General features: G+C 72.1%; 18 protein-coding genes. 9 read left to right on the plus strand and 9 right to left on the minus strand.

Features of this window, described 5'->3' with window-relative positions:
* The first annotated feature begins 8 nt into the window (after positions 1–8).
* From LWJ43_RS25780 to LWJ43_RS25800, 5 genes are all read left to right on the plus strand, one after another.
* Entirely contained in the window at positions 9–1,343 is a 1,335-nt protein-coding gene (locus LWJ43_RS25780) for an ABC transporter substrate-binding protein (RefSeq protein WP_277334584.1), read from the plus strand.
* Between the two features lie 126 nt (positions 1,344–1,469).
* Positions 1,470–2,294 (plus strand): rhamnogalacturonan acetylesterase, encoded by an 825-nt coding sequence (locus LWJ43_RS25785; protein WP_277335993.1) that lies wholly within the window; start codon positions 1,470–1,472, stop codon positions 2,292–2,294.
* A gap of 77 nt (positions 2,295–2,371) precedes the next feature.
* Positions 2,372–3,700, plus strand: a complete 1,329-nt coding sequence (locus LWJ43_RS25790; protein ID WP_277334585.1) for a pectate lyase family protein — start codon at positions 2,372–2,374, stop codon at positions 3,698–3,700.
* Positions 3,701–3,795: 95 nt separating this feature from the next.
* Positions 3,796–4,899: a pectinesterase family protein gene (locus LWJ43_RS25795; RefSeq protein WP_277334586.1), complete on the plus strand. Its 1,104-nt coding sequence runs from the start codon at positions 3,796–3,798 to the stop codon at positions 4,897–4,899.
* Complete coding sequence (locus LWJ43_RS25800; protein WP_346771994.1) at positions 4,896–5,186, plus strand: dienelactone hydrolase family protein; 291 nt, start codon at positions 4,896–4,898, stop codon at positions 5,184–5,186. The genes LWJ43_RS25795 and LWJ43_RS25800 overlap by 4 nt, the downstream gene beginning before the upstream one ends.
* Before the next feature lie 161 nt (positions 5,187–5,347).
* On the opposite strand, the gene LWJ43_RS25805 is transcribed toward LWJ43_RS25800, so the two are convergent.
* The 3 genes from LWJ43_RS25805 to LWJ43_RS25815 all read right to left on the minus strand — a co-directional run bounded on the left by LWJ43_RS25805 (position 5,348) and on the right by LWJ43_RS25815 (position 7,613).
* The gene (locus LWJ43_RS25805; protein ID WP_277334587.1) at positions 5,348–6,181 is read right to left on the minus strand and encodes a pectate lyase; all 834 of its coding nucleotides are present in this window, start codon (positions 6,179–6,181) and stop codon (positions 5,348–5,350) included.
* Between the two features lie 134 nt (positions 6,182–6,315).
* Positions 6,316–7,041, minus strand: a complete 726-nt coding sequence (locus LWJ43_RS25810; RefSeq protein ID WP_277334588.1) for a hypothetical protein — start codon at positions 7,039–7,041, stop codon at positions 6,316–6,318.
* On the minus strand, positions 7,041–7,613 hold the full coding sequence (locus LWJ43_RS25815) for a SigE family RNA polymerase sigma factor (protein WP_277334589.1): 573 nt from the start codon (positions 7,611–7,613) through the stop codon (positions 7,041–7,043). The genes LWJ43_RS25810 and LWJ43_RS25815 overlap by 1 nt, the downstream gene beginning before the upstream one ends.
* A 407-nt stretch (positions 7,614–8,020) precedes the next feature.
* On the opposite strand from LWJ43_RS25815, the gene LWJ43_RS25820 reads away from it, so the two are divergent.
* Positions 8,021–9,529 (plus strand): NCS2 family permease, encoded by a 1,509-nt coding sequence (locus LWJ43_RS25820; RefSeq protein WP_277334590.1) that lies wholly within the window; start codon positions 8,021–8,023, stop codon positions 9,527–9,529.
* A 53-nt stretch (positions 9,530–9,582) separates the two neighbouring features.
* On the opposite strand, the gene LWJ43_RS25825 is transcribed toward LWJ43_RS25820, so the two are convergent.
* The 5 genes from LWJ43_RS25825 to LWJ43_RS25845 form a co-directional block, all read right to left on the minus strand.
* Entirely contained in the window at positions 9,583–11,034 is a 1,452-nt protein-coding gene (locus LWJ43_RS25825) for a peptidoglycan D,D-transpeptidase FtsI family protein (RefSeq protein ID WP_277334591.1), read from the minus strand.
* Positions 11,035–11,138: 104 nt separating this feature from the next.
* Positions 11,139–11,798: a response regulator transcription factor gene (locus LWJ43_RS25830; protein ID WP_277334592.1), complete on the minus strand. Its 660-nt coding sequence runs from the start codon at positions 11,796–11,798 to the stop codon at positions 11,139–11,141.
* Positions 11,795–13,054, minus strand: coding sequence for a sensor histidine kinase (locus tag LWJ43_RS25835; RefSeq protein ID WP_277334593.1), 1,260 nt, complete (start codon positions 13,052–13,054; stop codon positions 11,795–11,797). Before LWJ43_RS25835 ends, LWJ43_RS25830 begins: the two co-directional genes overlap by 4 nt.
* On the minus strand, positions 13,051–14,070 hold the full coding sequence (locus tag LWJ43_RS25840; protein ID WP_277334594.1) for a hypothetical protein: 1,020 nt from the start codon (positions 14,068–14,070) through the stop codon (positions 13,051–13,053). The genes LWJ43_RS25835 and LWJ43_RS25840 overlap by 4 nt, the downstream gene beginning before the upstream one ends.
* 110 nt (positions 14,071–14,180) lie before the next feature.
* On the minus strand, positions 14,181–14,951 hold the full coding sequence (locus tag LWJ43_RS25845; RefSeq protein WP_277334595.1) for an IclR family transcriptional regulator: 771 nt from the start codon (positions 14,949–14,951) through the stop codon (positions 14,181–14,183).
* 154 nt (positions 14,952–15,105) lie between these two features.
* Between LWJ43_RS25845 and LWJ43_RS25850 the strand changes: the two genes are divergently transcribed.
* On the plus strand, positions 15,106–16,626 hold the full coding sequence (locus LWJ43_RS25850; protein ID WP_277334596.1) for an aldehyde dehydrogenase (NADP(+)): 1,521 nt from the start codon (positions 15,106–15,108) through the stop codon (positions 16,624–16,626).
* Entirely contained in the window at positions 16,623–17,237 is a 615-nt protein-coding gene (locus LWJ43_RS25855) for a DUF1349 domain-containing protein (RefSeq protein WP_277334597.1), read from the plus strand. Before LWJ43_RS25850 ends, LWJ43_RS25855 begins: the two co-directional genes overlap by 4 nt.
* A gap of 223 nt (positions 17,238–17,460) precedes the next feature.
* On the opposite strand, the gene LWJ43_RS25860 is transcribed toward LWJ43_RS25855, so the two are convergent.
* Positions 17,461–19,092, minus strand: a complete 1,632-nt coding sequence (locus LWJ43_RS25860; RefSeq protein WP_277334598.1) for a protein kinase domain-containing protein — start codon at positions 19,090–19,092, stop codon at positions 17,461–17,463.
* A 530-nt stretch (positions 19,093–19,622) separates the two neighbouring features.
* Here LWJ43_RS25860 and LWJ43_RS25865 point away from each other — a divergent pair.
* Positions 19,623–20,360 (plus strand): DsbA family oxidoreductase, encoded by a 738-nt coding sequence (locus LWJ43_RS25865; RefSeq protein WP_277334599.1) that lies wholly within the window; start codon positions 19,623–19,625, stop codon positions 20,358–20,360.
* Positions 20,361–20,383: the final 23 nt, after the last annotated feature.

The following is a 20,383-nucleotide window of genomic DNA, read 5'->3' on the forward strand; positions in this document are numbered from 1 at the left end:
GAGCCGACATGAACATCTCGAAGACGCTCCGGGGGCGCGCCGCGACCGCGGTGTCCCTCACCGCGGTCCTGGCGCTCGGTGCCACCGCCTGCGGTGACGACGGCAGCAGCTCGGGCACGGAGGGCAGCGGGAAGGGCGAGATCACCTTCTGGGACAACAACGGTGGCCCGCGCACCGCCATATGGACCGAGATCATCAAGGACTTCGAGAAGAAGAACCCGGACATCAAGGTCAAGTACGTCCCGATCCCGATCGCCGACGTCCAGTCCAAGTACGACACGGCCATCGCCGGCGGCGGCCTGCCCGACGTGGGCGGTGTCGGCACCGCGTACCTCGCCAACATGGTGTCCCAGGAAGCCCTGGCGCCGATCAGCAAGCGGCTGGACAAGTCACCGCTGAAGGGCAAACTCGTCGAGAGCATGGTCGAGAGCGTCAGATCCGCGGCCGGCCGGGGGGACGACATGTACACCGTGCCGACCTCCGCGAACAACGGAGCGCTCTGGTACCGCACCGACCTGTTCGAGCAGGCCGGCCTCGAGGCGCCGACCACCTGGCCCAAGTTCTACGAGGCCGCCGACAAGCTCACCGACGCGAAGAGCAACAAGTTCGGCTACACGATCCGCGGCGGCGCGGGCTCCATCGCCCAGGCCCTGGACGCGATCTACGGCCAGACCGGGCTGACGGAGTTCTGGGACGGCGAGAAGACCACCCTCAACGACCCGAAGAACGTCGCCGCGCTGGAGAAGTACGCCGCCCTCTTCAAGAAGACGACACCGGCCGCCGACGTCAACAACGACTTCACCAAGATGGTCGCCCAGTGGGACACCGGCACCATCGGGATGCTCAGCCACAACCTCGGCTCCTACCAGGACCACCTGAAGGCGCTGGGCGAGGACAAGTTCGCCGGCATACCCGCGCCCATCGGCGAGGGCGGCACACGTGTCCAGGTCTCCAACCCCGTCGACGGCCTCGGCCTGTTCCGGTCCAGCAAGAACAAGAACGCGGCCTGGAAGTTCATCGAGTTCGCCGCCTCCCACGAGTCGAACAGCAAGTGGAACGAGTCCGCGGGAGCCATCCCGGCCAACACCGAGGCGGCCAAGGACCCGTGGATCTCCGAGTCCGAGCCGACCGCGCTCGCCGCGAAGGCACTCACCGACGGCTCCACCAAGATCGTCGACCTGCCGTACTACCTGCCCGACTGGAACAACATCAGCAAGGCCGACAACGAGCCCGAGTTCCAGAAGCTGCTCCTCGGCAAGGTCACGGCCAAGGCCTTCCTTGACAAGATGGCCGACGAGCTGAACGCCGCCCAGAAGGAGTGGAAGGAACTGGGCAACGGCTGACCCGGTCGTCACCACGGCCGACACCCCGATGACCGGGGGGCCGGCGGCGGTCCGGGTCGCACCCCGCCGCCGGTCCCCCTCCCACGCACCACCTCCCGCGTGTCCTCCGAGAGAGGCAGTCATCCTGTGTCACTCACCCGCAGACGGACGGCAGCCGCGCTCCTCGCGCTGCCCCTCGCCCTCAGCGCCACCCCCGCACTCGCCCACGGTGGCGGGGGCAGGCCCCGGCCCCGGACGCTCCACATCGCGGGCGACTCCACGGCTGCGCAGAAGTACGCCGGCGCCGCGCCCGAGACCGGCTGGGGCATGGCCCTGCCCTTCTTCCTCGGCCGCTCCCTCACCGTGGCCAACCACGCGGTGAACGGACGGAGTTCCAAGAGCTTCATCGACGAGGGCCGCCTCACCGCCCTGCTGGACGGCGTCCGCCCGGGCGATCTCGTCCTCATCCAGTTCGGCCACAACGACGAGAAGACCGAGGACCCCGCCCGGGGCACCGACCCGTACACCACCTACCAGGAGTACCTGCGCCAGTACGTCGAGGGCGCCCGGTCCCGGAGCGCGGAGCCCGTCCTGCTCACCCCGGTCGAGCGCCGCCGCTTCGCCGACGACGGCACCGCGAAGCCCACCCACGGCGAGTACCCCGCCGCCATGCGCGCGCTGGCCTCCGAGGAGGGCGTCACCCTGCTCGACCTGCAGGCGCTCTCCCTCGCCCGCTGGCAGGAGCTCGGCCCCGACGGGACCCTGGCGTACTTCAACTGGCTGGAGCCCGGCGAGTCGCCGAACTACCCCGACGGCAAGCAGGACAACACCCACTTCCGGCCCGACGGAGCCGTCGAGGTGGCCAGGACCACGGCCCGCGCCCTGCGGGACGCGCGCACGCTCGCCCCGCGCGACCTGCGCCGCCTCGACGAGCCGGTGCCCGGCTCGTGGATCACCTGGCCGCAGGCCTGATCCCCTCCGCACCTCCCGGGCGCCGCCTTCCCCCGCTCACCCGAGCACCTTCCGCGTACGACAGACAAGGATCAGCCATGCCCGCACGCATGAGACACGTCCGCGCCATCGCCGTGGTGACGGGCGTCACCTCGCTCGCCCTCGCCGTGAGCGTCCCCGCCCAGGCCGCCACCCACCACGGCAGGGGCATCGAGCGCTCCGTCCTCCCCGCCGGTGACGGCTGGGCCTCCGCCGACGGCTCCACCACCGGCGGCGCGGCCGCCACCCCGGAGCACGTGTACACCGTCACCAACCGGGCCGAGCTCATCGCCGCCTTCGAGGACGCGGGGGACGCGCCCAAGATCGTCAGGATCGCCGGTACCGTCCACGGCAACTCCGACGCCGCCGGCACTCCGATCGGCTGTGAGGCGTACCAGCAGGACGGCTACACCCTGGAGAAGTACCTCGCCGCCTACGACCCGGCCGTATGGGGCACGGACGAGGTCCCGGCGGGCCCGCTGGAGGACGCACGGGCCGCGTCCGCGAAGCTGCAGGCGGCGGCGGTCAACGTCAACGTCCCCTCCAACACCACGCTCGTAGGCGTCGGCAGGGACGCCACGATCGTCGGCGCCAGCCTCCAGGTGAAGAACGTCTCCAACGTCATCGTCCGCAACATCGCGTTCGAGGACACCTACGACTGCTTCCCCCAGTGGGACCCCACCGACGGTGACCAGGGCGCCTGGAACTCCGAGTACGACAACCTCGTCGTGTACGGCTCCAGGCACGTCTGGGTCGACCACAACACGTTCAGCGACGGCGACCGGCCCGACGCCGGGCAGCCCTCCTACTTCGGCCAGATCTACCAGCAGCACGACGGCCTCTTCGACATCGTGCGCGGCGCCGACCTCGTCACCGTCTCGTGGAACGTCCTCAAGGACCACGACAAGACGATGCTCATCGGCAACAGCGACGGCGCCGGCGCGAGCGACCGGGGCAAGCTCCGCGTCACGCTGCACCACAACCTCTTCAAGGACGTGAAGGAGCGCGCGCCCCGAGTCCGCTTCGGGCAGGTCGACTCGTACAACAACCACTTCGTCGCCACGACGGGCGCCGCCTACGGCTACACCTACGGCATCGGTGCCGAGTCCAAGCTCGTCGCCGAGTCCAACGCGTTCACGCTCGGATCCGGTTTCGACCGGGCGAAGATCCTGAAGAAGTGGTCCGAGTCCTCCCTCACGGCGGGGAACAACTACGTCAACGGGCGCAAGACCGACCTGATCGCCGTCCACAACGCGGGCGTGCCCGCCGAACAGCTCACCGAGGGCGCCGGCTGGACCCCGACGCTGCGCACCGAGGTCAGCCACCCCCTCGTCGTCCCGCTCCTGGTGGGCCTCGGAGCGGGCGCCGGCAAGCCGCTGGTCCGCTGACCCACCCCCGTACCGGCCGGAGCGGCACCGCACGCTCTCCCACACCCCGGAGAGCGCCGCTCCGGCCCCACCATCCCCGCAGAAGGAGTACCGCCATGCCCAGCAGACGCAGCGCGCTGACCCTGCTCGCGGGGGCGGGCGCCGCCCTCGCCCTCGGCACACCCGCCGCCCACGCACGGCCCGCCCGCGCCCGCCCCTTCGGCCGCTACGGCTCGCCCTCCCGCCGGCTCGACGCCCTGACGCTGTACGTCGACCCCCACGGCAGGGGCGACCACACCGACGTGCGGTCCGCCGTCGAGGCCGCGTCAGGAACCGGCCACACCCTGGTCCTCGCCCCCGGCACCTACCGCGGCACGGTCCTCGTCACCGCGGACCGGGCCGGGCTCACGCTGATCGGCGCGAGCGGCGACCCCCGCGACACCGTCATCGTCCACGACAACGCGGCCGGTACGCCCAAGCCCGACGGCTCCGGCACCCACGGCACCAGCGGATCGGCCACGGTCACCGTGCAGGCCGCCGACTTCACCGCCCGCGACGTGACCTTCGCCAACGACTGGCTGCGCTCCGACAACCCGGAGTACACCGGCACCCAGGCCGTCGCGATCAAGGTGCAGGGCGACCGCTCGGCCTTCTACGGCTGCCGCTTCCTCGGCCACCAGGACACCCTGTACGCCGACTCCTCCGCCCTCACCGCCTTCGCCCGCCAGTACTACCGCGACTGCTACGTGGAGGGCGACGTCGACTTCGTCTTCGGCCGCGCCACCGCCGTCTTCGACGGCTGCCACTTCCGCGCCCTGAACCGCACCGACCTCGCCTCCGCCCCCTACGGCTTCGTCTTCGCGCCCAGCACCGCCGGAGCCAACCCGCGCGGCTACCTGGTCCTGCGCTCCCGGGTCACCAGCACCGCCCCCGACGCGTACTACAAGCTGGCCCGCCCCTGGGTGCCCTCCTCCGACCTGACCGCACACCCGATGCTGACCGTCCGCGACAGCCACCTCGGCGCCGGCGTCGACGCGGTCACGCCGTACGGCACGATGTCCGCGGGCTTCCCCTGGCAGGACCAGCGCTTCGCCGAGTACCGCAACACCGGTCCCGGCGCGCGCGTCACCGTCCCCGGCAACCGCCCGCAGCTCACCGCGTCCGAGGCCCGCGCGCACACCCCGGCCGACTGGCTCGGCGACTGGCACCCCCGCGCGTGAACCTGGGGATCACCCGGCGGGTGCTCCCCGCCTTCCACCGCCGGCTCGACATCCCGGACGTGGCGTCGCTCGCCGCCCCCAAGCCCGCGCTGTTCCACGCCGGCGGCAGGGACCACCTCTTCCCGGAGGCGGGGGTGGAGTCGGCGTACGCCACGCTGCGCGCGGTCTGGGAGTCGCAGGGAGCGGGCGACCGGCTGACCACCCGCGTGTGGCCCGACACCGGCCACGCCTTCACCTCGGCGATGCAGGCCGAGGTGTACACCTGGCTGGACGTCTGGCTCGGCTGAGACCGGACGGGGCCCGGGACGCGACCGGCCGGGCCCGGAGCAGCGCCGGCACCATGCGGCTCCGCACGCTCCCCGAGGGCGCGGACCGGCTGACCGGGGCGCGGCGGACATGACGCGGGGGCGCGGACACCACGGTGTCCGCGCCCCCGCACCGCTACCTCCTAGTCGTAGCTGAGGTCCGACGCGGTGTAGCGGCAGTACGTGCCGTCCGGGCCGCTGCCCGTCTCCTTCGGCTCCGCACCGGTGTTGTTGCCGGTGTAGCGGACGCACGGCTTGATCTTCTTGCTGCTGTCACCGTGGATCCGCACCGACCGCAGCGCGGCCGTGTCCCCGTAGTTGGTGTTGATGCCGACCAGGGACTTGCCCGGCGCCGTGATGTCGACGTCGTTCACGATGATCTCGCGCTTGTACTGCTTGGAGCAGTTGCCGCAGGACCGGACGAGCTTGCCGAAGTCCGCCACCTGGAACTTCGTGACGACCAGCTTGCCCGCGCCGTTGAACTGGAAGACCTTGTCGGAGGCCTTCTTGGCGCCGCCGCCGTACACCGTGTAGACGGATCCGGTCGACGTGCCCTTGAAGGACGCGGCGTCCTCGCCGACGTCCTCCCACCAGACGTTCTGGATGGTGCAGCTGCCGGAGCAGTGCACGCCGTCGGCGGCGGGCGAGCCCAGGATGACGTTCTTGAGGGTGGCTCCGTCGGCCAGCTTGAAGATCGGGTCCTGGCCCTCGTCCTGGCCGTCCCCGCCGAGGTCGCCGCTCCCGTAGAAGCGCTTCAGCGATCCGTCGTACGTCCCCGAGACCTCGATGGTCTTCGAGACGGCCTGCTTGCCGGTGGCACTGGGCCAGGCGGGTACCGCGGCCGTCGCCGCGCCCGCCGGCTGCAGCATCACGTTGGTGGCCAGAGCGGCGCCGGTGAGACCCAGGGCCGCGGTGAGGGCGGCGGCCATACGGCGCTTGCCGGGCCTGCGCCGGTGGGTGTGCGCTCGTTCGCTCATGTCTGTGGTCCCGTTTCCTAGGGGGTGGGGGAGTGTGTCGCGCTCTTGGGTCGCCGCCGCCCCGGAAAGGGTTGCCGTGTCCGCGGTCTCTTTTTTCCGCGCGGGCCCGCCGGCCTGCCACCGCCGCCGTGCGCTCAACGCGTCCGCGTGAAGTCCCCGCCCACCGCGACCTGTTCACCCGCCGCACGCGCGCGTGCCGTGTAGTCGTCCCGCCCGGTGTCGCGGTCGCCCTCCGTGTGGTTGTACTGCCCCGCGAAGGTGTGCGTACCCGCCGGCACGCTCCGTCCCGGCTTCAGGGACCAGCGGTAGACGAGGAAGCCGTCCTCCTCGCGTGCCGAGGACGCGAACTCCCCCTCCGGCAGGGAGCGCCAGGATCCGGTGGTGTTCACCCCGCCGTTGAGCGCGATCCGGAGCTCGACGGTGAGCGTGGACAGCGGCGCGGTCGTCTTCACCGTCACCTCGCTCTGCGCCCAGTAGCTGTTGCTGTCCGGGTCCAGCGAACCGTCCGACCACAGGGGGCCCTTCCCCGCGGGCAGCGCGCCGCCCCTGTCCGGGGACGACGGCACGGTGCCGGGGGACGCGGGGCCCGGCGACGCGGGGCCCGCGGCCACCTGCTGCCCGCCCTCCGGCTCCTCCCGGCCGGCGGACGTCACCGCGAACGCACCGGCCGTCAGCACCCCGCACACCGCCACGGTCGCACCGGCCACCCGCAGCCACGGCATCGCCGTCCGAGGCGCGCGCGCGGCGCGGGCCGGCGGTTCCTCCGCCATGCCGCGCTCGAGCCGGGCCAGCATCCGCGCCCGGTCGGGGCGGTGCGAAGCGGCGGCCGCGCGCAGGCGCTCCCGCAGGTCCTCGTCCATCACTGCCTTCCTCCGGTGCGCTGCCCGGCGGCCGCCACCTGTACCTGTGCCGCCGTGGTCCCGGGTCCGAGCAGCCGCTGGAGTTCCGCCACACCGCGCGAGGTCTGGCTCTTCACCGTACCCACCGAGACCCCGAGGACCAGAGCGGTGTCCCGTTCGGACAGGTCGAAGGCGTGCCGCAGCACGACGCACGCGCGCTTGCGGAACGGCAGTCGGCGCAGGGCCCCTTGGACGTCCACCACGGCCGACACGTCGGGCCCGTCGGCCGCATAGCCGTCCCCGGCCCCCCGGGGCGCCCAGAACAGGGCGATCCTCCGGCGCTCACGCACCGCGCTGCGGATGCGTGTACGGGCCAGGTTGGCGACGACCCCCCTGGCGTACGCCGCCGGGTGATCGGCCCCCCTGACCCGGTCCCAGCGGTGCCAGAGCGCCATGAGCGCGTCGGCCGCCAGGTCGTCCGCCGCATCGGCCTCGCCCGTCAGCAGATGGGCGAGCCGCGCGAGTTCGGCGTAGTGCGCCTCGAAGAACGCACGGAACTCGGCGGCAGCAGCATCATCCACGACTGTGCCCACGGGTACCTCTTCTCTGCACGGGGATCCCTGCGCGCTCGAACGGGCTGTGTACGTTCCCAACTCCGTTCGCGGGGCGCGAGCGTACCAATGAGCACCCCGGAAGCGCTTCGACGCGTGTGCGCCTCCCAGTAAGGCGTAACACGGCGAAAACCTGAACCCCCTTGCGCCGGGTGAAGGACCGGACGCCCGGGGGAGTGACGGCACGCGCATCCCTGTGTACGTTCCTTTCGCGCCACTGCCGGAGGGCCGGCGGCGCCCCTGGGCATTTCAGGCAAGGCCGTGCGCCGTCCCGGACTCGACACGGCGAGAACCCGAAATCCCCGTGGCCGGTGAACAATCCGGCTGACCACCGCGTGATCCGCACACCGAGATCCGTACACCGAGATCCCTACACCAGGAGGAGTGTCATGCCGGACAGACCTGACCCCACCGCGCCCGTGCGCGGGACCGAGGACGCCGTGGTCCCCGCGCCCGCGGTGTCCCCGGAGGGCGCGCCCCCGAAGCCCGGCCGCCCGGGTGCGGTCGACCGCTTCTTCTCGGTCAGCGCCCGCGGCTCCGACTTCGGACGCGAGATACGCGGCGGCTTCGCCACCTTCTTCACGATGGCCTACATCCTGGTGCTCAACCCGATCATCCTCGGCTCGGCCGAGGACAAGTTCGGCAACCACCTCTCCGCACCCCAACTCGTCACCGCAACCGCTCTGGTGGCCGCCGTGACGACCGTCGTCATGGGGCTGGGCGGCAATCTCCCGCTCGCCCTCGCGGCCGGCCTCGGCATCAACGCCGTCACCGCGTTCCAACTCGCCCCGCTGATGAGCTGGCCCGACGCGATGGGCCTCATCGTCATCGAAGGCCTGCTGATCTGCGTGCTGGTGGTCACCGGGCTCCGCGAGGCGATCATGTACGCGATCCCGGCGGCCCTCAAACAGGCCATCAGCGTCGGCATCGGCCTCTTCATCGCGTTCATCGGCTTCATCGACGCCGGATTCGCCACCCGCATCCCCGGTGACACCGGATCCGTCCCCGTCCAGCTCGGCGCCACCGGGCACCTCTCCGGCTGGCCGGTCCTGGTCTTCTGTCTCGGCGTCCTGCTCACCGTCGCGCTGCTCGCCCGCAGGACCAAGGGCGCCATCCTCATCAGCATCGTCGTGACGACCGTCGCGGCGATCGTCATCGACGCGGTCGCCGACATCGCCCCCACCGCGTGGGGCCTGACCGTGCCCGCCGTCCCCGACGACCTGCTGGCGGCCCCCGACTTCGGGCTGATCGGCTCCTTCAGCCTCTTCGGGGCGTTCCAGCACGTCGGTGTCCTCACCATCATGCTGCTGGTCTTCACCCTGCTGCTGAGCGACTTCTTCGACACCATGGGCACCGTCGTCGGCGTCTCCCACGAGGCGGGACTCCTCGACGAGGACGGCAAGGTGCCGCACCTGGGCCGGGTGCTGCTCATCGACGGTGCGGCGGCCGTCGCGGGCGGCGCGGCCTCCGCGTCGTCCGCCACCTCCTACGTCGAGTCCGCCGCGGGCGTCGGCGAGGGCGCCCGTACGGGCTTCGCCTCGCTCGTCACCGGCGGCCTCTTCGCGGTGGCGCTGTTCCTCACCCCGCTGGCCACGATCGTCCCCGCGCAGGCGGCGGCGCCGGCCCTGGTCGCGGTCGGCTTCATGCTGATGGCACAGGTGCGGCACATCGACTGGGAGAAGTACGAGATCGCCGTCCCGGCCTTCCTCACGATCGCCGTGATGCCGTTCACCTACTCGATCACCAACGGCATCGGCGCGGGCTTCGTCGCCTACGTGGTGCTCAAGACCGTCCTCGGCAGGGCCAGGGAGGTCCACTGGCTGCTCTGGGGCGCCGCGGCCCTGTTCGCCGTGTACTTCGCCATCGATCCGATCGAGCAGCTGCTCGGAGTGAGGTAGGCGCACCCGCCCCACTGCCACCGGACCCGCCGGCCGGTGGCAGCGGTGCGGTCTCACCGCTTCAGGGCCGCCTTCATCATCTTCTGCGCGATCGGCGCCGCCAGGCCGTTCCCGCTGACCTCCGAACGGGCCGCCCCCGAGTCCTCGACGACCACCGCGACCGCGACCTGCTTGCCGGTCGAGTCGTCCTTCGCGTACGAGGTGAACCAGGCGTACGGGGTGTTGCTGTTGTCCACACCGTTCTGCGCGGTCCCCGTCTTGCCGCCCACCTCGGCGCCGTCGATCCTCGCGTTGCTGCCGGTCCCCTCGTCCACGACGGTGACCATGGCGCTCCGCAGCTGCTTGGCCGTCGAGGCCTTCACGACCCGCTCGGTGTCGCCGTCCGGGAACTCCTGCAGCGTGGACCCCTCGGAGTCCGTCACCTTCGAGACCATGTGCGGTGAGGCCAGCTCACCGCCGTTGGCGAGGGCCGACGACACCATGGCCATCTGCATCGGGGTCGCGGTCACCTCGAACTGCCCGATGCCGGTCAGCGCGGTCTGCGCCTTGTCCATCCCGGTCGGGTACACGCTCTGCGACGCCCGCACCGGCACGTCCAGCTCCTCCGTGTCGAAGCCGAAGGCGTCCGCCATCGCCTTCAGCTTGTCCTGGCCCAGATCGGCCGCGACCTTCGCGAAGACGTTGTTGCAGGAGTACTGGAGGGCTGTGCGCAGTGTGGCGTTCTCGCAGGGCGCCGAGGGGTTCTCGTTCGACAGGACCGTGCTCGTGTCCGGCAGGGTGTACGGGTCGGGGCTGTCGGTGGGCTCGTCGACCGAGCCGTACAGGCCGTTCTCCAGCGCCGCCGAGGCCACCACCAGCTTGAACGTCGAGCCTGGCGGCAGCGGCTGCCGCAGCGCCCTGTTGACCAGCGGTTTGCTCGTGTCGGCGAGAAGCTTCTGCCAGGCGTCGCCGTCCCCGGTCCCGCTGATGTCGGAGGGATCGTACGAGGGGGAGGAGACCATCCCCAGGATCCGCCCGGACTCCGGGTCCATCGCGACCGCCGCCCCCCGGTCGTCGCCGAGCGCCTCGTAGGCCGCCTTCTGCACGTCCGGGTCGATGGTCGTCAGCACGTCGCCGGGGTCCGTCTGCTCGCCGGTGAGCAGATCGGCCGGGGCCTTCAGCCGGTCGTCGGTGCCGTCGAGGACATCGCTGTAGATGCCTTCGAGCTGGGTGGCTCCGTAGGCCTGCGAGCTGTAGCCGGTGACCGCCGCGTACAGATCGCCCCGGGTGTAGGTGCGTTTGTAGCGGAGGTCGTCGCCGTCCGTCTCCTTCGAACCGGTGACCGGGGAACCGGCCACGATGATGTCACCGAGCGGCCGCGCGTACTGCGCGATGGTGTTCCGCCGGTTGTGTTCGTCGTCTGCGAGCGCCCGTGCCTCGTACGCCTGGACCCACGTCGCCCGCACCAGCAGGGCGAGCACCATGAGCAGACAGAAGACCGAAGCGCGCCTGATCGTCTTGTTCATCCCGCTGGAGGGACGAACGGGGACGGCGGCGACGTTCCCGTTCGTGTTCCTTCTCACCGGTTTCTCACGCGCGGGCCCGGCTCGTCCCCACGCGCGGGGCGGGCTCACCCGGGAGTGATGAACCCCGACTCGTACGCCGCGATCACCGCCTGCGTACGGTCCCGGGCGCCGGTCTTGGCGAGCACCGCCGCCACGTGCGTCTTCGCCGTGGCCGGCCCCACCGCCAGCCGTCCGGCGATCTCCGCGTTGGTCAGGCCCGCCGCCATCAGCCGGAGCACGTCCGCCTCCCGCCCGGTCAGCCGGTTCACCCAGGCCGGCGCCGGCGCGGCCCGTCTGCCGCACTCGGCGGCCAGACCGCGCACCGCGGCGGGGAAGAGAAGCGAGTCGCTGCGGGCGACCAGCCGCACCGCCTGCACCAGGTCCTCGGCCGCCGCGCGTTTCAGCAGGAAGCCGGCCGCCCCGGCGCGCAGGGCGTCGTACACGTAGGAGTCGTTCTCGAAGGTGGTGACGACGACGATCCGCGGGAGAGCGTCCATGGTGGCGAGGATCCGTTCGGTGGCGCGGATCCCGTCGGTCTCCGGCATGCGCACGTCCATCAGCACCACATCGGGCCGCAGCTCACGCACCACGGACACCGCCTCGGCGCCCGTGGCGGCCTCGCCGACGACCTCCAGACCGCTCTCCGCGTCCAGGATCACGCGCAGTGCCGTGCGGACCATACGTTCGTCGTCTGCGATGACGATACGGACCGTGCCGTCGCTCATCGGTGCTCCTGTCCGGGGCGGTGCGCGGGGAGGCGGACGGCGAGCCGCCACACGCCGCCGGTGTCCGGCCCCCAGTGGGCGGTGCCGCCCAGGAGCGCGGCCCGTTCCGCGATGCCGCGCAGTCCGCGCCCGCCCCCGGGGCGGGCCACCGCTGCCCGGCCGGGCAGCGGACTGTCCATCGTGATCTCCACTCCGCGAGTGTCCGCCGTGATCCGGAGATCCACCCGCGTACCGCTGTCACCGTGCCGCAGCGCGTTGCTCAGGCCCTCCTGCACGATCCGGTAGGCCTCCCTCGACACGGCCGGCGGTACCGACCCGGGTTCGCCCCGCCGCGTGCACTCCACGGGAATCCCGCAGTGCGCGAGCAGCCCGTCCAGGGCGTCGAGGGTAGGGCGGTGAGGGCCCTCCTCGTCGTACCCCTGGTCCTCGGTCTCCCGCAACAGGCCCAGCACCGCGTCGAGTTCGCCGACCGTGCGACGGGTCGTCGCCTCGATGGCCGTCAGGGCCTCCCGGACGAACGCGGGGTCGCTTTCCAGCACCCTGCGGGCCGCACCCGCCTGGAGCGTGACCGCGCTCAGCGCATGGCCGACCGAGTCGTGCAGCTCCCGGGCGATCCGGTTGCGTACCGCCAGACCGGCCGCCCTGCGCTCCGCGGCGGCCAGCCGGTCGTCCGGCGTGGGCCCCAGCAGCACCGGTGCCCGCCCGGCCAGCACCGCCCCGGCCGCGGCCGCGCAGCCGGCCAGGGCCACCAGCATCGCGAGCCCGGCGAACGGTGCGAGGGCGAGGAACCAGGGCCGGTCCAGCGCTTCGGGCAGGGCGAGTGTCCGCGATTCCCGGACCGCCCGGGAGAACGGCAGCATCATGACGCCCACCGCGAACGGGGGCAGCGCGAGCGTCAGCCCGCTGACGACACCGCCGAGCGCCACGTGCAGGGTGAACCAGCCGGCGGCCCTGACCCGCGCCTGCCGGGTCCTGGCGGGACCGTCGGCGAGCGCCCGCGCCGGGACCCCGCACAGGGAGCGGGCCGCGGCCGCGGACAACGGGCGCACGAGCGGGAAGAGGCCGGTGACCGCTGCCGTCGGGAGCGCGAACGCGAACGCGGTGAGCTGGTCGGCGGGCGAGGAGAAGACGTCCGTTCCGTGGTGGTACGAACCGACGAGCACCACGCCGACCAGGAAGTACGGCATCAGCAGTGCGCCACCGATGATCAGGTGCAGCCAGCGCAGCCGTGCCCGGCGTCCGAGGAGCACGGTCACGCGCGGACGCCGGTCGTCCTCGCCGCCGCCGCACGTTCCGAGAAGAAGTACGCGCCCAGGGTGACGACGAGCATCCCGATCAGCATCTGCACAGCGTAGGTCAGGCCCATGGCGGCCGTGGGCCGGTCCGCGAGGTCGTCGACGCGGGCCAGTGAAGCGAGGCTCAGCCAGGCTCCCGAGCAGCCCACCGCCCCGGAACCGGCCCAGGCCAGCGCGAGCGGCACCTTGAGGGAGAGCCCACCGGTGCGGCGGAAGGCGAGCAGAAGCACCCCCGCGGTGGCGGCGACGACGAAGAGGGCGTCGAGCGCCTGGAGCGCGTAGAAGTCCTCGGTGCGCTCCGCGATCCGGGTCCTGTCGAGCCCTGCCGTCGAACCCGAGGCCCAGACCAGATGCATCGCGACGGGTACGACGGCGAGCAGCGAGGAGACGACGGCGGCGACACGCAGGGCGGGCCCGGTGGGGCTCGGGGGCAGATCGCGCAGGGTGCCCTGCCAGAGGTGGCCCCAGCGGTCCCGCGCGTACAGGGCGGACAAGGTGCCGAGCGCCAGTCCCTGGACGATGAAACCGGGGTAGACGACGGCGAACACCCAGTCGTCCAGGAAGGAACGCGAGTCCGCGGCGCCCGGAGCCCGCCCGGCGAGGGCGCCGACCAGCAGCTGCAGGGGGAAGCCGGTCATGATCGGCAGGAGCAGTCCGCTCGCGGTCCACAGGGGCAGGACGAGGAGCCAGGCGGGGACGCGACGGCCCCAGGCCTGCGTGAGCAGCAGGGCGAGGACGATCACGCTGCCGTCCATCAGTACCGTCGCGCCGTTCGCCACGGCCATCGTGGTGCGGTCGTCCAGCAGAGGGCTGCTGTCCGGGATACCGACCTGACTCCCCGCGAGCCAGGCGACCTTGAGCGACAGGTAGGGCAGGCAGGAGACGATCGCGAGGAGGCGGAGGAGCGCCCGGGTCCGCCGCGTGCGTACGGAAGGCAGGGTGTCATGGACGGGGGATGCGAGCGGTGTCTGTGTCATGCCGACCACGCTGCCGCGCGGCGCCCGCCCGCACCTCCTGCGCCGTGACGATCCGCCTCCGCCGCACGGCGGAGAGGCCCTCGGTCCGCCGGGCTACCGCCGATGGGTGCTCAGAGCCTGCGGGTGGCGAGCGTGAGCCGGTCACGGGCGTCGAACAGGGCGTCCTTGACCATCTGCTCGTGAGCCGGCGTGAGCCGGGCGACCGGCACCGAGCAGCTGATCGCGTCGCGCGAGGGGGTGCGGTACGGGATCGCGACCCCGAAGCAGCGCAGCCCGAGGGTGTTCTCCTCGCGGTCCACGGCGTACCCCTGCTCGCGGATGACGTGCAGCTCCTCGATGAGCTCCTCGCGGTCGGTGAGGGTGTGCTCCGTCAGCGCCGGGAGGGTCTCGGGCAGCATCGCGCGGACCTGTTCGTCGCTGTGGGTCGCCAGCAGCGCCTTGCCGAGCGAGGTCGAGTGCGCGGGCAGCCGGCGGCCGACGCGGGTGAAGGGGCGCAGGTAGTGCTGGGACTGCCGGGTGGCGAGGTACACCACGTTCGTCCCGTCGAGCCGGGCCAGGTGGATGGTCTCCGTGGTGTCGTCGGAGAGCCGGTCCAGAGTGGGCCGGGCGGCGGCGACGACCTCGTCGCCGTCGATGTACGAGGTGCCGACGAGCAGGGCCCGCACGCCGATCCCGTAGCGCGTGCCCGTGGCGTCGGTCTCCACCCAGCCGAGCTCCACCAGGGTGCGCAGCAGCATGTAGAGGCTGGACTTCGGGTAGCCGACGGCCTCCTGCACGGCGGCCAGCGAGTGCATGCCGGGGCGCCCCGCGAAGTATTCGAGGAGCTCCACCGTCCTTACAGCGGACTTGACCTGTGCCCCACCGGACTCGCCAACCGACATCCCTGATGCCCCTTCCGACCTTCTTGTACGACCCTGTGACTTCTTGCCAACACTGAGCGCCCGGAAATAGAGTTCCCGTGTATTCACGTTCAGGAACGCTGTTCAGAATACCGAACAACTTCTCCTGTGTGGCAGTGGACCGGAAGGAAACACGGTGGCAGCAGCACCAGTCTGGAGCGTCGACCCCCGAACGGGGAACCCGCGTGAGCAGGTTGCGGTGGAGGCTACAGCGGAGGAGGTCGACCGTGCGGTCCGGGCGGCGCACGCCGTCCGCGGGGCGCTGGCCGACCGCACCGTGCGCGCCGCGTTCCTCCGCACCGCGGCCGACCTGCTCGCCGAGGCCCGGGACCACGTCATCGAGGCCGCCGACGCGGAGACCGCGCTCGGCCCCGCCCGGCTCACCGGTGAGCTCGCCCGCACGGCCGCCCAGCTGCGGGCCTTCGCGGAGGTCGTCGACGAGGGCGCCTACCTCGACATCCACATCGACCACGAGGACGGCAGCCGGACCCCGCCCTGGCCGGACCTGCGCCGCTACAAGATCCCCCTCGGCGTCGTCGCCGTCTACGCCGCCAGCAACTTCCCGCTCGCGTTCTCCGTCCCCGGCGGCGACACCGCGAGCGCGCTGGCCGCGGGCTGCCCGGTCGTCGTCAAGGCGCACCCCGACCACCCCGCGACCTCGGAGATCTGCGCCTCGCTCCTGCGCAGGGCCGCTGCCCGGCACGGGCTGCCCGAGGACGTCCTGACCGTGGTCCACGGCTTCGAGGCGGGTGTCGAGCTGGTGAAGCACCCGCTCGTCTCCGCCGCCGGATTCACCGGCTCGGTCCGCGGCGGCCGCGCCCTGTTCGACGCGGCGGCAGCCCGGCCCACGCCGATCCCCTTCCACGGTGAGCTCGGTTCGCTCAACCCCGTCGTCGTCACCGAGGCGGCCGCCGCCGAACGCGGCGAGCAGATCGGTTCCGGGCTCGGCGGCTCGATGACCATGGGCGCGGGGCAGTTCTGCACCAAGCCGGGCTTCGTGTTCGCCCCCTCCGGCGAGGCGGGCGACCAGCTGCTGAAGTCGCTCACCGAGACGGTGAGCGGCACGGGCGCCGGGGTCATGCTCGACCACCGGATGCGTGACGCCTTCGTCCACGGAGTGGCCGAACGGGCGGCGCTCCCCGACGTGGAGGCCCCCGTCACCCCCGGTGCGGGCGGCGAGCACACGGTCTCCGCGGGCTTCCTCACGGTGCCGGCCCGGCGGCTGGCCCAGGAGGGGCCGCACGACGCGCTCCTGGAGGAGTGCTTCGGCCCGGTCACCGTCGTGGCCCGCTACGACTCCGCCGACGAGGTCACCGCCGTGCTCTCCCGCCTGCCCGGGAACCTCACCGCCACCCTCCACATCGCCACGGAGGAGGCCGACGGCAGCGCCGCCGGACTGCTGGCCGAACTCACCCCGGTGGCCGGACGCGTCCTGGTCAACGGCTGGCCGACCGGCGTCGCCGTCGCTCCCGCCCAGCACCACGGCGGCCCCTACCCGGCCACCACGTCCACCTCCACCTCGGTCGGTGCCACCGCGATCGAGCGCTGGCTGCGTCCCGTCAGCTACCAGTCGACGCCCGAGGCGCTGCTGCCGGCGGAGCTCCGCGAGGACAACCCGCAGAACCTGCCGCGCCGGGTCGACGGGCGCCCGGTATGACGGCGCTGCGGATCGACGAGCTCCCCTTCCCCCTGGAGCCCCTCGGGCCCGAGGGCGGATGGGTGTACGAGGACGGCGCGCTGAGAGGCACGGCGGGCCCGAAGCAGGACCGTTTCGTCCCGCCGGGGGGCGACGCGCAGGAGCCCGCCTCCGACGCGCCGCGTCTGCTGGGCGCGGCGCCCGAGGGCGACTTCCAGCTGATCGCACGGGTGAAGGTCGGCTTCGCCGCCGCCTTCGACGCGGGGGTGCTCTACCTCCATGTCGGCGAGCGGGAGTGGGCGAAACTCTGCCTGGAGCTCTCCCCCGAACGCCCGACCGTCTGCACCGTGGTCACTCGCGGGCAGTCCGACGACGTGAACTCGGCCGTGGTGGAGGGGGACAGCTGCTGGCTGCGGATCAGCCGCACCGGCGGTGCCTTCGCCTTCCACGCCTCGGCGGACGGCGAACGATGGACGTTCGTCCGCGTGTTCACCCTCGGCACGGAGGAGGAGCGGGCGGCCGCCCGTATCGGCTTCCTCGTCCAGTCGCCGACGGGCGAGGGCTGCACGGCCTCGTTCGACCGGATCGCCTTCCGGCCCTCTGCGCCCGGTGACCTGCGCGACGGCAGCTGACGGAGCCATCCACCCGCGGGGCGCGCGGACCCTCCCGGATCCGCGCCCCCGCTCGGAGGTCATGAGCGAGCTGCACCCGCCTGTCCTCGGTGCGCCCGTGTACGCCGTCGCGGGTCGGTTCCCGGCGGCGCGAACCACGCGGAGCGGGGCGCGCGGCCGTCCCACGTGCTCCGGTCCGCCGGCGAGGACTCCGAGGAGTGCCGCGGCCCGGGCGTCCCTCGCGTCAGTGATTCGTTCCCGCGGCCCAGAGGACGACATCACCGTCGACGACGGTGATGTTCCCGTCGCTCTGGAGTTTCAGCACCGCGTTCTCGTGCCCATCGGTCTGGCTCGCCCACACGGCCTGGTCCTCCGCGTCGTAGAGGACGAAGTTTCCGTCGGGCTGGAAGTCGGCTCGTGTGCCGGGGCCGCTGGCCCAGGTGTCCCAGCGCGCCTGGTTCGCCTCGTCGTAGGCGACAAGACCGCCGTCGCGCTGGAAGACCAGCCGGATCCTGGCCGCGGAGATCTCCTCACCGGGCTGCAGTCTCATCGGCGAGTCGATCACCCGTTCCTCGGGCAGTTCCTCTTCCTTCTCGGCCTCCGGAACGCTGCCAGCCGGCGCCTCCGCGTTGTCGCCCGGGGCTGCGGCCGCCGTCTCCGACGGCGTCGCCCCTGCCTTCGCCCCTGCCTTCGTCCCGTCGGTCCCCTCCGTGCCATGCCAGGGCTGGAGCACCTGCAGGGTCGCGCCGACCGCGCACACCACCGCGACAGCGGCCACGGCCCCGGCGATCCTGCGTCGCCGCCGACGGTTTCCGCCGGCCTCGCCGGACGGCACGACGGGGGGCGCTGGCCGGGGGGACGCCGCCACGATGTCGGTCGGCTGCACTGCCGTCGGCCCCGGAGGAGGGGTAGGTGCCGTACGGGCGGTGGCCGGGTGTGTCGGAGCCACCGCGAGTGTGACGCCCGGGGAATCCGAAGGGGAGTCCAGGACCGTGGGGGCAGGGGGGAGAACAGGCAGGCCGTCCGTCGGGTCGGCGGCGGCGATCCGTCGGTAGGCCGGATCATTCGCCAGGGAGGTGTGCGACTGGCACATCTCCACGATCTCCTCAGGCGCCGGCCGCCGGGCCGGGTCCCGCTGTGCGCAGGCCGTGATGATTTCGGCCAGTCCGGCGTCGACCCCGCCCAGGTCGATGTCGCCGTGCACGGTGCGGTAGGCGATTGCCGGGAAGGATCCGTCACCGTACGGGGGGCGGCCGGTGGCGGCGAAGGCCAGGGTGGCACCCAGCGCGAAGACGTCGGCGGCGACGCCGACTTCCTCTCCCTGCAGCGCCTCGGGGGAGGTGAACCCCGGACTCCCGGCAGTGTGGCCGACCTGGGTCAGAGCGGCCTGCCCGGTTTCCCGGGCGATGCCGAAATCGATGAGCTGCGGGCCGACCGGAGAGAGGATGATGTTCTGCGGCTTCACATCCCGGTGCAGGATTCCGTGGACGTGGATGTCCGACAGCCCCTCGGCCAGCGCGGCCATGAGACCGAGGCAGAGCTGGGCGGGCAGCGCGCCGGACGCACGCACGGCGGAGTGCAGGGTCCGGCCGGGCACGTACTCGGTGGCGAACCAGTACGGCGGGGCGTCCAGACCGGAGTCGATGAGCGAAGCGCTGTAGGCGCTGCGCATGGTGCGCAAGGTGCCCACTTCGCGGCGGAACCGCTCCAGCGCCTGTTCCTCGTACTGGAACTGGTCACCGATGACCTTGATGGCGACCGGTCGGCCCCCGGGTGTGCTGCCGAGGTAGACGGAGCCCATACCTCCCGCCCCGAGGCGGCCGGCGAGACGGTAGCGACTGATCCGGGCCGGATCTGAGTCGGTGAGGGGTTGCACTGAGCGGATTCCTCCTGGGTACCCTGCCGGAACGCACTGCTACCGCCCGGTTCTCGGACGGGGCCGGGGTGTCTTCGTGGAGAGCGGGCCACCCGCGCTGCAAGCTGCGTGGCCGTCAGGCCGCACCATCGCGGAGCGGCCATTCAACGGATCATACGACAGCGTTCGGTACCCGAAGTCCCCACCGCATGGGGGGCGGTGGCGCGGGCCCTGGGTGCGTGGCGCCCCGACAGGGCCCGTGCCGGCGCGGACAGCTTTGCCTGCGCACCGGCACTCGGTACGAGGCCTGCGCCGAGGCCCCGGTGACGTTCCGGCGCGCCGTTCACCTTCCTGATGATCTTCGTCCACACCGCGCGTGCGCCGTTCCCTTATGCTCGTCACGACGGGCTGCCGTCCCCGGGCAGCCTCGTAAGGACACGCGTGTGTGGCCCCGCCCCGGCCTCGGGAATCCTGAACGGCAGCGGAAGGTTGAGTGACGCACGGAGGGTTCCTCCGTCCCGTGCGAACCGGAGTGGGAGAGTAGAAGAGTCATGCGCGTCGAGATATGGAGCGACATCGCCTGCCCGTGGTGCTATGTCGGAAAGGCCCGCTTCCAGAAGGGGCTGGCCGGGTTCGCCCACCGCGACGAGATCGAGGTGGTCCACCGTTCCTTCGAGCTCGACCCGGGCCGCGCCAAGGGCGACACCGAGCAGGTCATCGACATGCTGGCGCTGAGGTACGGCCGCACCACCGAGGAGGCCCGGGGGATGGAGGCCAACGTCGCGGCGAACGCGCGGGCCGAAGGGCTCGGTTACCGCACCGAGGGGCGCGACCACGGCAACACCTTCGACATCCACCGGCTGCTCCACCTCGCCAAGGCCCGCGGGCTCCAGGAGGAGCTGCTGACCCTCGTCTACCGGGCGAACTTCGCCGAGGAGCGCTCCGTCTTCGACGACGCGGTGCTGGCCGACCTGGCCGTCGAGGCGGGCCTCGACGCCGACGAGGCGCGTGCGGTGCTGGCCGACCCCGAGGCGTACGCCGCCGACGTGCGGGCCGACGAGCGCGAGGCCGCCGAGCTGGGTGCCAACGCCGTGCCGTTCTTCGTGCTCGACCGGCGCTACGGCATCTCCGGCGGGCAGCCCGCGGAGGTCTTCGCCCAGGCCCTGGAGCAGGCGTGGAAGGACCGCGAGGTCCCCGGCCTCACGCAGGTGGGTGGCGACGCGGCGGCCTGCGACGCGGACGGCTCCTGCGAAGTGCCCGAGGCGAGCTCGCGCGACCAGCGCGTATAAGGAATTCTTGGGCGTGCCGCTCA

Source organism: Streptomyces sp. JH34 (assembly GCF_029428875.1).
Taxonomy (GTDB): domain Bacteria; phylum Actinomycetota; class Actinomycetes; order Streptomycetales; family Streptomycetaceae; genus Streptomyces.